The 15,844-nt window shown below is 63.5% G+C and carries 13 protein-coding genes; 3 read left to right on the plus strand and 10 right to left on the minus strand.

Annotated elements, in window-relative coordinates:
• Window positions 1–60 precede the first annotated feature (60 nt).
• From DKB71_RS22840 to DKB71_RS22850, 3 genes are read right to left on the minus strand one after another with little or no spacing between them, the layout of a single operon-like run.
• The gene (locus tag DKB71_RS22840; protein ID WP_408597592.1) at window positions 61–1,146 is read right to left on the minus strand and encodes an MBL fold metallo-hydrolase; all 1,086 of its coding nucleotides are present in this window, start codon (window positions 1,144–1,146) and stop codon (window positions 61–63) included.
• Complete coding sequence (locus DKB71_RS22845) at window positions 1,139–2,992, minus strand: long-chain-acyl-CoA synthetase (RefSeq protein ID WP_408597594.1); 1,854 nt, start codon at window positions 2,990–2,992, stop codon at window positions 1,139–1,141. Before DKB71_RS22845 ends, DKB71_RS22840 begins: the two co-directional genes overlap by 8 nt.
• Window positions 2,989–4,074, minus strand: a complete 1,086-nt coding sequence (locus tag DKB71_RS22850) for an alkene reductase (RefSeq protein ID WP_408597596.1) — start codon at window positions 4,072–4,074, stop codon at window positions 2,989–2,991. The genes DKB71_RS22845 and DKB71_RS22850 overlap by 4 nt, the downstream gene beginning before the upstream one ends.
• A gap of 254 nt (window positions 4,075–4,328) precedes the next feature.
• Between DKB71_RS22850 and DKB71_RS22855 the strand changes: the two genes are divergently transcribed.
• Together DKB71_RS22855 and DKB71_RS22860 are read left to right on the plus strand one after the other, a co-directional pair.
• The gene (locus DKB71_RS22855) at window positions 4,329–5,657 is read left to right on the plus strand and encodes an MFS transporter (protein ID WP_274074663.1); all 1,329 of its coding nucleotides are present in this window, start codon (window positions 4,329–4,331) and stop codon (window positions 5,655–5,657) included.
• Between the two features lie 489 nt (window positions 5,658–6,146).
• The gene (locus DKB71_RS22860) at window positions 6,147–6,581 is read left to right on the plus strand and encodes a nuclear transport factor 2 family protein (protein ID WP_408597598.1); all 435 of its coding nucleotides are present in this window, start codon (window positions 6,147–6,149) and stop codon (window positions 6,579–6,581) included.
• 71 nt (window positions 6,582–6,652) lie between these two features.
• Here the strand turns inward: DKB71_RS22860 and DKB71_RS22865 are convergent, their stop codons facing one another.
• Window positions 6,653–6,850: a hypothetical protein gene (locus DKB71_RS22865; RefSeq protein WP_408597600.1), complete on the minus strand. Its 198-nt coding sequence runs from the start codon at window positions 6,848–6,850 to the stop codon at window positions 6,653–6,655.
• A gap of 21 nt (window positions 6,851–6,871) precedes the next feature.
• Here DKB71_RS22865 and DKB71_RS22870 point away from each other — a divergent pair, with 21 nt between their 5' ends.
• The gene (locus DKB71_RS22870; protein ID WP_408597602.1) at window positions 6,872–7,495 is read left to right on the plus strand and encodes an SDR family NAD(P)-dependent oxidoreductase; all 624 of its coding nucleotides are present in this window, start codon (window positions 6,872–6,874) and stop codon (window positions 7,493–7,495) included.
• A 62-nt stretch (window positions 7,496–7,557) separates the two neighbouring features.
• On the opposite strand, the gene DKB71_RS22875 is transcribed toward DKB71_RS22870, so the two are convergent.
• From DKB71_RS22875 to DKB71_RS22900, 6 genes are all read right to left on the minus strand, one after another.
• The gene (locus DKB71_RS22875; RefSeq protein ID WP_178134576.1) at window positions 7,558–8,940 is read right to left on the minus strand and encodes a DUF1329 domain-containing protein; all 1,383 of its coding nucleotides are present in this window, start codon (window positions 8,938–8,940) and stop codon (window positions 7,558–7,560) included.
• Between the two features lie 92 nt (window positions 8,941–9,032).
• Window positions 9,033–10,715 (minus strand): class I adenylate-forming enzyme family protein, encoded by a 1,683-nt coding sequence (locus DKB71_RS22880; RefSeq protein ID WP_408597604.1) that lies wholly within the window; start codon window positions 10,713–10,715, stop codon window positions 9,033–9,035.
• Between the two features lie 359 nt (window positions 10,716–11,074).
• Window positions 11,075–12,217, minus strand: a complete 1,143-nt coding sequence (locus DKB71_RS22885) for an acyl-CoA dehydrogenase family protein (protein ID WP_408597606.1) — start codon at window positions 12,215–12,217, stop codon at window positions 11,075–11,077.
• Window positions 12,214–13,419, minus strand: a complete 1,206-nt coding sequence (locus tag DKB71_RS22890; protein WP_408597608.1) for an acyl-CoA dehydrogenase family protein — start codon at window positions 13,417–13,419, stop codon at window positions 12,214–12,216. The genes DKB71_RS22885 and DKB71_RS22890 overlap by 4 nt, the downstream gene beginning before the upstream one ends.
• Window positions 13,420–13,484: 65 nt before the next feature.
• The gene (locus DKB71_RS22895; protein ID WP_408597610.1) at window positions 13,485–14,654 is read right to left on the minus strand and encodes an acyl-CoA dehydrogenase family protein; all 1,170 of its coding nucleotides are present in this window, start codon (window positions 14,652–14,654) and stop codon (window positions 13,485–13,487) included.
• Between the two features lie 10 nt (window positions 14,655–14,664).
• Complete coding sequence (locus tag DKB71_RS22900) at window positions 14,665–15,843, minus strand: lipid-transfer protein (RefSeq protein ID WP_274074649.1); 1,179 nt, start codon at window positions 15,841–15,843, stop codon at window positions 14,665–14,667.
• Window position 15,844: the final 1 nt, after the last annotated feature.

Below are 15,844 nucleotides of genomic sequence, written 5' to 3' on the forward strand. Positions count from 1 at the left end.
CTCCTCAATGACAACCGGCTGGCTGCCTGGAATGTTCAACACTGCTGCCGTGCTGCCCGCTCAAAAAACCTTGAGCGGGGTAGCAGCGCACGCTCCCCTTACAGCACGCCGATAGCGATATCGCCCCCGGTCCTCTTCCCGTTCCAGCGACCCTTCGGCCACCAGGTAGTTGGCATGGGCCAACGTTTCGCCCAGCGCCATCAGTTCGTCGAAACGACCCGACAGCTTGGGAAACAACACGGCCATCAGTTCGAGCACGGTGCGCGGCTCGTCACAGTTGGCCAGCACCTGCGCCAGATGCCCTTGGTGGTGGGCATGCAGTTGATCCAGGCGCTCATGCAAATTGAAAAACGGCCGCTCGTGCGCCGGCAGCACCAGCACGCTGTGGGGCAAACTGCGCAGGTGCTCGATGGAATCGAGCCAGTCACGCAGCGGGTTGGCCAACGGCTCCGTGGCATGCACGCCGACGGTGGAGGTAATGCGCGGCAGCACCTGGTCGCCGGAGATCAGCAAGCCGTCATCGGCGGCGTACAGGCAGGCATGTTCCGGCGAGTGGCCGCGACCGATGACCACCTGCCAGGTGCGGCCCCCGATAGCCAGGACGCTGCCCTCGCACAAACGGCGGTAATGGTTGAGTGGCGCGGGCAGGAAATGCGCATTGCTCATCACCGCGAACATCTCGCTGCTGTGCTCGTCGGTCACCCCGGCCTTGCGGTAGAAATCGAGGAAATCCCAACCCGGTGGCTGATCGGCGGGAAACTTGAGATGCAATGAGTGGAACTCGCTGGCGGTCATGTACACCGGGCAATGAAAACGTTCGCTGAGCCAGGCGGCGACCCCGGCATGGTCGGAGTGAAAGTGGGTGCAGACCACTGCCAGCACCGGCAGCCCGCCGCACACTTCGCTGAGCACCCGATCCCAGACCTCACGGGTTTGCGCGGTGTTCATGCCGGTGTCCACCACCACCCAGCCATCGGTGTGTCGCAGCAGATAGAGGTTGATGTGGTCCAGGCGAAACGGCAGCGGCATGCGCAGCCACCACACGCCCGGCGCCACTTCGCGCACCTGCCCGGAGTCCGGCGCCTGCGGCCAGGGGTACCGCAGGCCGCTGCGCAGTTCGTGACCGTTGGCGTCGAGATCAGCCATGGTCGGCCACCGCGAAGGGGGTCAGGCCGGCACGCGCCAGGGCTTCTGGCGAATAGGGCACATAGCTGCGGGCCTGTTCGTCGCGAATGAACAGCGGATCGCTGCATCGAGTCGGGCAGTAACCCTGGCGCTGCAGATCGACCTTGCGCAGCTTGTAGCTGGCCGTCAGGTCTGCCGCCTGGGTGACCCGTACGAACACCGGTGCCGCATAACGCGGCAGGCGCGCTTCACTGAGGGCGTACAGGGCGGCGGGATCGAAAACCTGGCCTGCCTGCATCAGCACGGCGGCCATGCCGGCGCGTCCTTCATGGCCCGGCACCTGGACGCCATAGATGTTGATCAGCTCCAGGCCCGCCAGATCGCCCAGGGCGTCGGCCACTTCCAGGGTCGAAACGTTTTCGCTTTTCCAGCGATAGGTATCGCCGATGCGGTCGACGAAGTAGCAGTAACCGTCGGCGTCCTCACGCACCAGGTCGCCGGAACTCCAGTAGGCATCACCCTCGCGAAACACATTGCGGCGGATCTTGCTCTCGGTCGCCTCGGCCGAGGTGTAACCCTCGAAACGCCCGCCGCCGATCTCTGGGTGATCAACGATAAAGCCCATGGCCTCGCCAACCTCACCCACTTTGCAGACTTGATAGAAGCCGTTTTCATCCCGTGGATGGCAGTCGTTTTCGATGTCGTAACGCACCAGCCGCAGGTTGGTCTTGTTCCAGTCCGGCACCCGTCCGCAGGAACCGAAATAGTTGTCGACGTTGATCAGTGCCGAATTGGCTTCGGTGGCACCCCAACCCTCGTACACCTGGATCGGGCCGAAGCGTTCCAGCCAGCGCTGCCAGGAGTCCGGCGACAGCCCGGCGCCGAGCATGCAGCGCAGGCTGTGTTCGCGCTCGCCCGCCTGAACCGGCTGATTGAGCAGATAGCGGCAGATCTCGCCGATGTACTGGAAGATGCTGATCTGGTGTCGCGCCACATCCTTCCAGAACTCGCGCACGCTGAACTTGCGGCGCACCACGATGGCGGCACCTGCGCGCAGCGCGGTAGAGGTCACCGAGGTGGCCGCGGCGCCGTGGTACAGCGGCAGGCAGCAATAGAACACGTCCTTGCAGGTGGCTTGCAGGGTGACTTCCATCACATCGCCCGAGGACATCCAGCGCATGTGGCTGTAGCGCGCAGCCTTGGGCAAGCCGGTAGTGCCCGAGGTAAAGATCAGCAGCATCGCGGCCTGGGCTTCGATGTGCGCGCGGATATCCCGGGGAAACGGCGTGCGCGGGGCTTTCTCCAGGCGTGCAGCGAAATGCCCGTCGATGCCCCTGGGCAGCGGGCCGCTCCAGGGATTTTCCGCGTCGCGAATCAGCCAGCACGGCAGGTCCGGAAAACCTTCGGTGGCCTGCACATTCACCAGGCATTCCTCGCCGATCACCAACGCCTTGGCGTCGGTGGTTTGCAACGCATGCAACAGCGCACGGCCGTTGACCTGGGTATTGATGAAGGCCACCACCACCCCGAGCTTGACCAGGCCGAACCAGGTGCAGAAGAACGCCGGGCGGTTTTCCATGGCCAGGGCGCAGACATCGCCGGCGCGCAGGCCATTGGCATAAAAGGTGTGGGCCATCTGGTTGGCCCGTGCATCGACCTCGGCGTAGCTCAGGGTCTGCTCGCCGTAGATCAGAAACGTGCGCTCACCCTGCTCGCTCCCCCGTTGTTCCAGGCGGTCGGCCACGGTGTAGTGATCACCCGGCTTGATCAGCCCGGCGGCGGCCGAGCGCTGGTCGAGCAGTGCCTGGGTCTGTTCCCGTGGGACCGCGCGTGTCGGCAGGCCGTGGCTCAAGTCATTCAGGTTCATTGCGCCACCTCCTGGGCATTGGCTTGATAGGTGCTGTAATCCGAGTAGCCCGCCGGGCCCGGCGTGTACAGGGTCTTGCGGTTGAAACCCGACAGCGGCAGGCCACGCTGCAAGCGCTCCACCAGATCAGGGTTGGCAATAAAGTGACGACCAAACGACACGGCAGCCCCCTCGCCCGACGCGAGAGCGGCACTGGCCGAAGGGCCGTCGAAACCATCGTTGAGGATCAAGGCATGGGGACTGTGCTGGCGCGCCAGGGCGAAGGCATCGAGCTCGGCCAGGGGCGAGCGCATGATGTGCAGGTACGCCAGGCCCAACGGTGCCACGGCTTCGCACAGGGCGGCCGCCGTCTCGGCCGGATCGCGGTCGTCGATGTCGTTGTAGGGGTTGCCGGGGCACAGGCGAAAACCGACACGGCCGGCGCCGATGGCGCTGGCCATGGCCTCGATCACGTCCTTGGCGAAACGCACCCGCCCGTTCACATCACCGCCATAGACATCGCTGCGCTGGTTGCTGCCGGAGGCCATGAACTGCATCGGCAGGTAACCGCTGGTGCAGTGCAGTTCAACGCCGTCGAAGCCGGCCAGGCGCGCATTCAATGAGGCCTGGCGATAGTCTTCGATGACCTCGCCGATGCCTTGCAGGGTCAGCGCCTGTGGCTCGTCAGTGTCCACCAGCCCGGCAGCGTCGCTGAACACCTGGGTGCGTGCACGCAATGCCGAAGGTGCTACCGTGGCCGCCCCGGCCGGCTTGTTGTGGCGGCTGGCGGCGCGGCCGACGTGCATCAGCTGCAAAACGATGCGCCCACCCTCGGCATGCACCGCCTCGGTGACCCGTCGCCAGCCGACGATCTGCTCGTCGCTGTAGATGGCCGGGGTGCGACAATAGCCCAGGCCGCTGGCGGACGGCGCAGTGCCTTCAGCCACGATCAAGCCGGCACCGGCCCGCTGGCGGTAGTATTCGACCATATCGCCGCCGGGTATCGCATCGGCAAGGGCACGGCTGCGGGTCATGGGGGCCATGACGATGCGGTTGGCCAATTGCAGTTCGCCCAGGGCGATCGGCTCGAACAAGACGCTCATTTCAATTCCTCAGCTTCTTATTGTTTTCAGGCTGTCCCAGGGCTTGCCACAACGTGGGCAAACGCTGGCAAGGCAGCGGATACGGGCTGAATGATTGACGTTGGGCGCGAGCGAAACATCGTCCGACAAGACTAGGTTTGCCAACGTGCGCGGCGGCTTGCCTGCAAAGCCGAAAATGGTCTGAATGGACGATGAAAAAAACCCGGTGCACGTAGAGCATCGCGCCAACTAGAACAAAACCGGGAGCACCCGCAGTGAACCAGTCCACCCCCGTCACATGGCGAACGCATTACGCGCTGTTCGTGCTCGCCAGCATCTATGTGTTCAACTACATCGACCGTCAGTTGATGGCGATCCTGATCGAGCCTGTAAAGCTTGAGTTCGGCATTTCCGATACCGGCATCGGCTTGCTGTCGGGGGTGACCTTTGCAGTGTTCTACACCGTGTTCGGCTTCCCGCTGGGACGCCTGTCGGACCGCATCGGGCGCAAGCCGGTGATCGCCTTCAGTTGCATCGCCTGGAGCCTGATGACCATGCTTTGCGGCATGGCCGGCAACTTCCTGACCCTGGTGCTGGCGCGGATTGGCGTGGCCGTGGGCGAAGCCGGCGGCACGGCGCCGTCGGTGGCGATGGTCTCGGATTTGTATCCGGCCAATCGCCGCTCCACAGCCCTGGCATTCCTGATGCTCGGTTCCAGCCTGGGGGCGGTTGTCGGCCTGGGGCTGGGCGGCTGGATCGCCCAACACCATGGCTGGCGCTACGCCTTCCTGTTGATCGGCGCTCCCGGCATTTTCCTCGGCCTGCTACTGCTGTTGACTGTGCGTACGCCCAAGCGAGTCGTACCGCTGAGCAGCGCCACATTGCCACATGACGGCTGGCTCAAGACCCTCACTGAGCTGTTTCGCATGCCCTCGTTCCTGTGGCTGGTGCTCACCGGCGGCGCGGCGGCGATTGCCGGCTACGCCATCGGTACCTGGAGCCCGAGTTTCCTGATCCGTTCCCACGGTCTGAACATGCAACAGGCCGGATTCCTGGTCGGCGTGGTAGGCGGCGGTGGAGCGGCCATCGGTACGCTGGTCTGCGGCATGCTCACCGACCGCATGGCACGGCGCGATGTCGGCTGGCAAATCGGCGTGCCGCTGCTGGGCACGTTGATCAGCATCCCGTTCGCCCTGGCGTACTTCCTCTGGCCGCAAGGCACGGCATTCCATATCGGCAGCATCGCCGTGCCGCAGGCGTTCCTGTTCTACAGCGCGTTCGCCTTCTTTGGCGTGTGGTGGGCAACACCCTGCCTGAGCGCCATTACCCATCTTTTCCCGGCGACACGCCTGGCCCAGGCCACGGCGATTTTCGTCATGTCCATGACCCTCCTGGGCGTGGGTATCGGGCCGCTTTTCGTTGGCATGCTCAGCGATTTCTTCGTGCCCACCCTGGGCAGTGAATCGTTGCGCTACGCCCTGGCCTCATCGGTGTCGATGCTGGCGCTGGCCAGCGTATTCCTGGCCCTGGCGTTGCCGCGTTATCGTCAACAGATGAAGAGCCCCGCTGCGTCCCTCGCGGTGATCCGGCCCGTGACTGCCTGAGCGTCTACGCACATCACCATGCCGCTGCAACCCTTGCCAGGTTGCAGCGGCTTTTTAATGGTTCCTCACGTATTGGCGGGAAACTTGGATGACGCCATTTCTGTAGGAGCGAGCCTGCTCGCGAAAAACCTGAGAGCACCGCGGGGTGCCAGGCTCCCCGCGTCATCGTTGACCTCCATCGCGAGCAAGCTTGCTCCTACACGGTCTTCGTTCCTGTTCAGCACAGTGGGTTTCTGTAGGAGCGAGCTTGCTCGCGAAAAACCTGAGAGCACCGTGGGGTGTCAGGTTCCCCGCGTCATCGTTGACGACCATCGCTGGCAAGCCAGCTCCTACAGTGGATCGAGTGAGGCCGTGGGAGATGGGTTGGCTGTCAGGCCGCCATCGCCGGCAGGCCAGCTCCCACAATGGATTGGGTATAGCCGCGAGAGATGGGTTGGCTGCCAGGCCGCCTTCGCTGGCAAGCCGGCTCCTACAAAAAAGAGGATCACCATGAGCACCAGCGCCATACAGATCTGCAACCTGCTCTACCGTTACGCTGAATACCTGGACAGCGGACAACTGGTCGAGGCGGCCGAGCTGTTTCGTCATGCCCGGATCAAGCTGCAAAGCCAGGACGCCTTCCTCGGTCACAGCGCTTTGCTGGGCATCTGGCAACAACGAATCAAGCGCTACCCCTGCGGCACACCCCGCACCCGACACATCATCAGCAACCCGATCATCGACCTCGACGAAGTCGCAGGAACCGCTAAGGTGCGCTCCTGCTACACCGTGCTGCAAGCCACCGACACCCTTCCCCTGCAACCCATCGCCAGCGGGCGCTACCTCGATGAGTTTGAACGCATGGACGGCGTCTGGCGCTTCAGCTTTCGTGATTATTCGCATCTGGACATGATGGGGGACTTGAGCGCGCATCTGTCGATGTAGATCGCGCAATCGCCAACACAAAGGGCCTGCTTCCATCCCCGGAAACAGGCCCATGCACAAGCAAATTGCGGCTATAAACCGTGAGCATAGAAATGCGGGTTGTCCAGGCCGGGCTTGCCATGACGCAGCACATCGCCGCCAAGGGTGCAGATCTGTCCACCGGCAGCCACCAGCACCGCATGCCCGCGGCAGTATCCCATTCCATGGTTAGTGACCTCCCACACGTTGGAAATTAATGCCCCCGCCCGGGTGGTCTGGGAAGTGCTCATCGATCTAGACAACTACCACCAGTGGAACAGCTTCTGTCCGCACATTCGCTACGGCCTGCAGATCGGCGACGAGGTGATTCGATCGAACACTTCGGCCAGATCGACGTACTGATCAATTCCGCCTACGCCCACGGCGCCTGGGGCAGTTCCTGCGAGGCGTCAATGGCCGACTGGCGCAATGCGATGGACGTCAACCTGTTCGGCACCATGCACATGACCCAGGCGGTGCTGCCGCAGATGAAGAAACAGAAGTCAGGCAGCATCGTCATGATCAACACCATGGCCACCCGCACCCCCAACCAGCTGGAGTCCGGTTATGCCGTCTCCAAAGGCGCGCTGAAAACCGCCGTGCAATACCTGGCCCAGGATCTCGGCCCGTTCGGCATCCGCGTCAACTCCACCTTCATGGGCTGGATGTGGGGCGCGCCGGTCATCGGTTACTTCGAGAGTGAAGCCAAGCGCCTGGGCGTCCCGATGGAGTCGCTGGTCGAGCAGGTCACGCAACAGATTCCATTGCGTAGCTTGCTCGCGAAAAACCTGAGAGCACCGCGGGGTGTCAGGCTGCCCGTGTCACCTTTGACCTCCATCGCGAGCAAGCTCGCTCCTACAGGTAACGCGTTACCTATTGCTCCCGGGATTACGTGAAGAACCAAAAAAAAGCCCCACCGGATACCGATGGGGCTTTTGTCATTGCAACGACCCGAAGCTTAACGCCCGATCGCCCGCGCCGCATCCGCGGTGTATTGGTCCGGGGTGAACTTGCCTTCGTTGAGGATCGGCCCCTTTTTCGCTTCGTTGGTCATGCCATAGCCGGTGTACTGGCCGGAGTTCAGGTCCATGAAGAACTGCGAACCGGCCTGCCAGCCGCTCATGTCGGGGTGGTAGTAGTAGTTGATCATGGCGTGCTTCCACAGCTGCCCACGGGCGTCGTAGTTGTCGGCCAGGACCGCGTTCCAGGTGTCTTCGTCGATGAACAGCACGCGCTTGCCATAGACATGGCGATAGCCTTCCTTCAAGTCCGCTTCCAACACCCACACGCGACGTAATTCATAACGCATCAAATCGGGATTGGGATGGTTGGGGGTCAGCATGTCGGCGTGCTTGACGGTGCCGGCGTTGGGCTTGAAGGCGTTGGCCGGCGTGTAGATCTCGCGCTTGCCGATCAGCTTCCAGGTGAACCGCTCTGGCGAGCCGTTGAACAAACGGTCTTCGTCGATGGTCATGGTGCCGTTGGTGCCGATCATCGGCTGATCGAAACCGTAGCCCGGCAGTTGCCGTACGCGCCGGGTCGATGGGCTGTAGGTCCAGGCCTGGCGCGCATCGGTGCCGAAGTTGTAGGGTTCATGGGAAATACTGATGGTGCCGTTGTCCCGGGCCGGCTTGAGGGTCATGTTGTTGCTCATGGCCGCAATCTTGTCTTCGGTCTTGGAGTCGGCGGCCGGTGAGTTCCCCAGTGCCAGGTTTCGCGCGTAGGCTCGCCCCCAGCCAATGCTGCCGTTGGGCAGGACCGAGGCCAGGTCGGAGGTTTTTTCCTCGGTGTAGGCACGTGCCGGCAGTTGGTGATTCCACAGCAGTTCCATGCCGTTCTTGGGGATCGGGAACGGCACCTGGCCGATCCCGGTGAAACCGGCACCGTCGTTGACCAACTGAGCGTGCAGCGCATTGTCCATCACCCGACGGCAGACGTAATCGGGGTAGCGGAAATCCCGGTGGCCGGGGTAGATGTTCATCTTGTAGGTGGTCGGGTACTTCTTCAGCAGGGCCTTCTGCCCTTCGGTCAGGTGCGCCTCGTACTGGCTCATGTTCTGCGCGGTGATCACCAGGATCGGCTTCTCCGCCGCATAGGGATCCACCGGCTGGTCGCCGGAGAATTTCACATGATTCCAGCCCGGTACTTCACCCAGGTATTTGCCGGTGTACGGCGGAATGGTGCCCTCGGCGTTGCCAGCCTGCTCGGCGCCGACACAGGTCAGCTCCTTGCCCAGCTTGGCCGCTTCCTGGGGTGACACCGCCGCGTGCGCATAACCCATCAGCCCGCTATTGGCTGTGACTGCGACCGCGAGCATGAGACCTGTTCTTGTTATTTTCATGTGATGCCTCCTACGCTGATAAGGCTGTGTGGAATGGACCCATTGTTCGTGTTCTGCCGGCCCGGACATCGTCCGGAAAGACTAAGGCGGTGTTACGCGCCCAACTTTTCTTGCAGCTGTGCCTTGAGCACCTTGCCGGTGGCATTGCGGGGCAAGGGTTCGCGAACCCGAAAGACCTGCGCCGGCACTTTGTAAGCGGCCAGGCGCTCGGCGATGAATGCGCAGATCTGCGCCTCCTGGGGCAGTGTCGAGGCCTGGCCATGCACGGCCAGCCCTACCGTCTCGCCCAGCAGCGGGTCGGCAATGGCGAACGCCGCCGCCTCCAGGACTCCGGGCATATCGAGGACGCAGGTTTCGATTTCCGCGGCGGAAATCTTCTCGCCACCGCGGTTGATCAACTCCTTGACCCGGCCGGTGATGTGGAGGAATTGCTCTTGGTCGAGGTAACCGATATCGCCAGTGTCCAGCCAACCGTCGCGCAGGCTTTGCGCAGTGGCTTCGGGCAGGTTCCAGTAGGCGCTCATCAAGGTTGGGGAACGCAACCAGATCACCCCGCGAGTGCCCGCCGCCTGGGGCTGGTCAGGGCTGTCACCGATACGGATATCGACGATCGGCAGTGCCCAACCCGCTGCCTGCGGCTTGTACACGAACGGATCGCCACCGATGGCCGCGCCGATGCCATTGCTTTCGGTCAGGCCATACCCGGCACCGCCGATGACGTCAGGCTTGAGCTTGAGCATGTCGTCCAGTACCCCGGCGGACGACGCTGCGCCGCCCAGTCCGAGACCGAACAGGCTAACGGTTTGCTCGCCGCCAAAACGGGGTGACGCCAGCAGTTGCTGCATCATCACCGGCGCCCCATTGAACTGGGTACAGCGCTCATCGCGAATGAGGTCGATGGCACGTTCGACATCCCACTTGTACATCAGCATCAAGCGCCGACCGCCGCGTAATGCCGACAAAAACTGCGCATGCAAGCCGCTGACATGGAACAGCGGCACAGCCGCCAGCGTGGTGGGTGGATAGCCGCTGTTGAGCACCACACCGATACGCTCGGGCGAGCTCATGGCGCAAAACGCGCCTTGGAAATCCAGGGCAAACACCGCCTGGCAAATGGCCCGGTGACTCGACACGGCGCCCTTGGCGCGGCTGGTGGTGCCCGAGGTGTAGAGGATCAGCGCTGGCGCGTCAGGATCGATTTCAAGAGTGGGTACCGGTAGTGCCGGAGCGCTGATCAAGTCCTCGAAACGCAGGCAGTACTCGGGCAACGTTGCTTCCTCGGCCCCGACGACGATGGTGGCGCGCTGCTCGCGGGCCAGGTCTTCGTGCAGGGTTTTCAGACGCGCTTCGTCGCACAACAACAGGCGCGAACCGCTGTCCTGCAACGCATACTGCAACTCGTCGCGCAGGCCCCAACTGTTGAGCGGCACACACACCGCGCCACAGCGCACGATCGCGGCGAAGGCCACCAGCCACGCCGGCTGGTTGCGCATGGCAATCGCCACCCGCTCGCCCGGTTGCAGGGTAAAACGGGCGACCATCTGCCCGGCCAGGCGGTCGACCTGATCGAAGAACTGGTTGAAGGTCAGGCGCTGTGACTGCCAGACCAGAAATTCACGGTCACCGTGAACCCGACCGGCGTCGAACACCTGCAGCAAGTCGTGCGCGGCGTGACGAAAGTAACGTGGAGCGCCGTCATCGGGCGTCACCACTTCGAACGGCGCACCGGGGGCGATCAGTTCGCGCCATGCGGTTTGCCAGCGTTCAATGCTCATGTTTGTTTTCTCCAGAACGGGCGAAAGACCTGTGGGGGCGACCAGCACATTCAATATCTTCATGGCCTGACACTCCGCCTTCGCGGGCAAGCCCGCTCCCACAGGGGTGTTGCGTCGTACTCAAGTGCCGGGTACCCCTGCGATTCCATGTGGGAGCGGCACATTCGACATCCTCGTTGCCTGACACTCCCCTATCGCGGGCAAGCCCGCTCCCACAGGGTGGTGCGTCGTGCTCACATGCTGGGTACACCAGCAATTCTTGTGGGAGCGGGCTTGCTCGCGAAGAGGCCGGTGCATTCAACATCCTCTTTGCCTGACACTCCGCCATCGCGAGCAAGCCCGCTCCCACAGGGGGGGGGTTACGCGTTAGAGGCGTAGCGTTCGCAATGGAAATCCCGATCGCCCAGGCTGCTCTGCGCCACGCGCACGCGCTTGAGATACAGGCCGACATCCAGTTCGTCGGTGACGCCAATGCCGCCGTGCATCTGCACTGCTTCGTTGGCGACCTTGATGGCCGTGTCGCCGGCCTTCCATTTCGCCAGGCTGACCAGTCGGGCGCGTGCCCCGGCGTCGAGGCTGGCGTCGTCCAGGGTCGCCAGCGCGGCCATCAGGGCGCTGCGGCTCAGCGCCAGGTCGACATAAAGTTGCGCGGCGCGGTGTTGCAGGACCTGGAAGGTGCCAATCGGCGTGTCGAACTGCACGCGGGTCTTGAGGTACTCCAGGGTGGTTTCGAACAATTGCTCGGCCATTCCCAACAGCTCCGCAGCCAGGCAAGTGCGACCACGGTCCAGCGCGGTTTCCAGCGCAGTCCAACCTTCGCCCAACTTACCCAGTAGCGCATCGCTGCCCAGTTGCACGCCGTCCAGTTGCAGGCGTGCGCTGTTGCGCGAATCGATCAGCGCCAGGGCGCTGACGGTCAAACCCTTCGCATCGGCCGGCACCAGGAACAGGCTGATGCCCTGGGTCTCACCCGACTGCCCGGACGTGCGCGCCGCCACCACATAGGCGTCGGCACCGAGGCCATCGACCACCCAGAACTTTTCTCCGTGCAGGCGATAGCCCTGCCCTTCGGCCTTGGCCTCGAGGGCAATACGACGCGGGTCGTGGCGCGACTGTTCGTCCACGGCCAGGGCCAGGCGCTGTTCGCCACCGATCAGCGCCGGTAACCACTGCGCCTGCTGCGCCGAATTGCCTGCAACTTGCACCAGCGAACCACCCAGTACCACGCTGGACAACAGCGGCGTGGCCGACAGGTTGCGGCCCATGGATTCGAAGATCGGCCCGAGGCCCTTGCAACCAAAATCCAGGCCACCGAACGTTTCGGGAAAGGCGATCGCGCTCCAGCCCAACCCCACCGCGTCACGCCACAGTTGCGGGTCGAAACCCAAGGCCACCGCCTCGTCACGCAGTCGACGCTGGGCACTCACCGGACTGCGGGCGGCGAGAAAATCCCGGGCGCTGTCGGCCAGCAGGCGCTGGTCATCGTTGTAACGCAGGCTCATGGGGTGACTCCTTTTTTAGCGTCGGGCAAGCCCAGCACGCGCTTGGCGATGACGTTCAACTGGACCTCCGAGGACCCGCCGGAAATGGTCAGCGCATAGCTGTTCAACCAGGAGCGGGTCACCGCCAGTTGCTGCTCGCTGAACGCCGCACTGTCCCAACCGAACGCGTGCCCGGCCATGGCATCGAGCAGCACTTCGAACTTATCGCGCTCCTGTTCGGTGTGCACCAGCTTCATGATCGACATCAGGCCGCCGATGTCATCGCCGGCCCGCGCCTCTTCACCCATGCGCTGCACGGTCAGATTGTAGGTATGCTCGTTCATCGCACAGGCCGTGGCCCGCGCCTGCAGTGCGTGTTCGCTCTGAGTCCGTGGCGCCGGCACGTACTCGCGCATCAGCGCCAGCAGGTCGAAGTGCGACGGCAGGCTGAACTCGCCGAATTTCGACATGGCCTTGCGTTCGTGCTGCAACAGGTACTTGGCCAGGTTCCAGCCGCCGTTCAACGGCCCGATCAACTGGCTCTTGGGCACCTTCACGGCGTCGAAGAACACCTGGCAGAACGCCGACTTGCCACTGATCAGATCGATCGGCTGCGGCTTCACGCCGGGACTGCGCATGTCCAGCACGATCAGGCTGATGCCCTCGTGTTTCGGCGCGCTGAAGTCGGTGCGTACCAGGGCGTACATCCAGTCGGACTTGTCGCCGTAGGAGGTCCAGATCTTGCTGCCGTCCACCACGAAATGGTCACCGGCATCGCGGGCGGCCATTTTCAGGCTGGCCAGGTCGGAGCCGGCGTTCGGCTCGGAGAAGCCCTGGCACCAGCGCACTTCACCGCGGGCAATCGGCGGCAGAAGATCGCGCTTCTGTTGCTCGCTGCCGTAAGCCAGCAGCACCGGACCGAGCATCCAGATGCCCAGGTTGATCTGCGGCGGTCGGCACTTGAGGCGGCGCATCTCGCTTTCCAGCACCGCCAGTTGTTCGTCACTCAGGCCGGCGCCGCCGTATTCCTCGGGCCACTCAGGGCAGAACCAGCGCTTGTCGCGCATGCGTTCAAACCACAGGCGTGCGTCTTCACAGGGAAACTGCGGGTTCTGGCTGCCCCACACCACATCGCCTTCACCCATGCCGGTGCGCATCGACGGCGGGCAGTTGGCCTCCAGCCAGGCACGGGTGTCCTGGCGAAATTGCTCGATAGTGCTCATGAAAGTCCCCTTCGACCCGCCCCGGATCCGGGGCGAGTGCGGTTCTTGTTGTTGATGGACGAGCGTCAGCGTTGGGTGCGCGGCATACCGAGGCCAAACTGGGCGATCAGTTCGCGCTGGATTTCATTGGTGCCGCCGCCAAAGGTCAGAGTCGTTGCAGAGCGCAATTCATACTCCAGGTCACCTTCCAACAGCGTCGCCGCCGAACCGCTGCGCATCGAGCCATTGGCACCGACGATCGCCGCCAGCTTGCGCAGGATCTCGATGGCCGACTCCGAGCCGAACACCTTGGTGGTCGAACTCAGCGCGACGCTCATGCGGTCGAGCTCAAGGTCGGCGGCAATGCGCATGTTGATCAGGCGCATCGCCTCCAGGCGCGCATAACACTCGGCCAGCGAGCTGCGCACCCAGGCCTTGTCCATCGCCCGACGGCCCTGTTCATCGCGAGCCCGCGCCCACAGGTAAACCCGGCGAAACAGCGCCACCACCTTGTCCGACCAGGTACCGAGGCCCAGGCGTTCGTGGTTTAACTGCGAGGTGATGAGTTTCCAGCCACCGTGCAACTCGCCCACCAGCATGTCGTTGGGCACCCGCACGTTGTCGTAGTAAGTGGCCGCCGTCGGATTGCCCACGGTGTGGATCAGGGTGTGGGAGAAACCCGGCGTCGTGGTATCGACGATCAGCAGCGAGATGCCTTTGTGCCGCGCCTGGGTCGGATCGGTACGGGCCGCCAGCCAGACGAAATCGGCCGATTCGGCACCCGAGGTCCACAGCTTGTTGCCATTGACCAGGAAGCCTTGATCGTCCTGGCGGGCGCTGGTTTTCAGCACCGCCAGATCGCTGCCGGCATCGGGTTCGGAATAACCGATGGCGAACATGATTTCGCCCGCGGCGATCCCGGGCAGGAAGCGCTCTTTCTGCAGCTCACTGCCATGGGCCATCAAGGCCGGGCCCACGGTGCTGATGGTCACGAACGGCAGCGGCGCGCCGGCGATGTTGGCTTCTTCGAAGAAGATCAACTGTTCGGTGGCGGCATAGCCCTGGCCGCCGTGGGCCTTGGGCCAGCCGACCGCGAGCCAGCCGTCGCGCCCCATCTGGCGGATGGTCTGGCGATACAGCTCGCCGCCTTCCTTGCCGCGCAGCTGCTCGCGCATGTCCTTGGTCATCAGGGCCTGGAAATAGTCCCGCACCTTGTGGCGCAGGGCATGTTGTTCGGGAGTGAGGTCGACGAACATCTGCTGCTCCTTAGGCTGCGCCGAGAATCAGGCCGCTGGTGGGTACGCCGGTGCCGGCGGTGACCAGCACGTTCTGCACATCTGCCACCTGGTTGACCGCCGTGCCACGCACCTGGCGCACCGCTTCGGCGATGCCGTTCATGCCGTGGATGTAGGCCTCGCCCAGTTGCCCGCCGTGGGTGTTGATCGGCAGTTTGCCGCCACGGGCGTGGTGCCCGGCGCGGATGAATTCCTTGGCTTCGCCGCGTTTGACGAAGCCGAACTCTTCCAGCTGCGGCAGCACGAACGGGGTGAAGTGGTCGTAGATGATCGCGGTCTGGAAAGATTCGGGACCAAGGCCCGACTGGCGATACAGCTCGCGGGCGACCACGCCCATTTCCGGCAGCCCGGTAATGTCGTCGCGGTAGAACGAAGTCATGCTCTGCTGGCCGTGGCTGATGCCCTGGGAACCGGCCTTGATGGTCACCGGTTTCTGCCGCAGGTCACGGGCGCGCTCGGCCGAGGTGATGACCATCGCTACCGCGCCATCGGACTCCTGGCAGCAATCGAGCAGGTGCAGCGGTTCGCAGATCCAGCGCGAGGCCTGGTGTTCTTCCAGGGTGATCGGCTTGCCGTGGAAAAACGCCTGGGGGTTGGTCGCGGCGAAATCCCGCGCGGCCACCGCGATCCGGCCGAAGTCTTCGCTGGTGGCGCCATAGGTGTGCATGTAGCGCTGGGCGAACATGCCGACCCAGGCGGCCGGCGTATGGAAGCCGTGGGGCATGTACCAGCCATAGTTGACGTTGTCGAAGATCGGCGAAGCCGCGAAGCCGTAGTTGCCGGTGCCGAAGCGGTACCAGGAACGCTCGTTCATGGCCCGGTACACCACCACCACTTTCGCCACGCCGGTGGCCACCGCCATCGCCGCGTGCATCACCGGCCCGCAGGCCGCGCCGCCGCCATGGGGCACCTGGGAGAAGAACTTGACGTCCTTGCAGCCGAGCAGGCGGGCAATTTCGTACTCCGGGACCTTGTCCACCGAGTAGGAGCTGAAGCCCTCTACTTCGGACGGGTCGATGCCGGCATCCTTGAGCGCACTCAAGGTGGCCTCCATGGCCAGGCGCAATTCGGTGCGTCCGGAGTTCTTGGAAAATTCGGTCGCGCCGAGGCCAACGATCGCGGCGCGCCCGGAAATCGATGAATCAGTCATC

Source organism: Pseudomonas sp. PLMAX (genome assembly GCF_046042685.1).
Taxonomy (GTDB): domain Bacteria; phylum Pseudomonadota; class Gammaproteobacteria; order Pseudomonadales; family Pseudomonadaceae; genus Aquipseudomonas; species Aquipseudomonas putida_AE.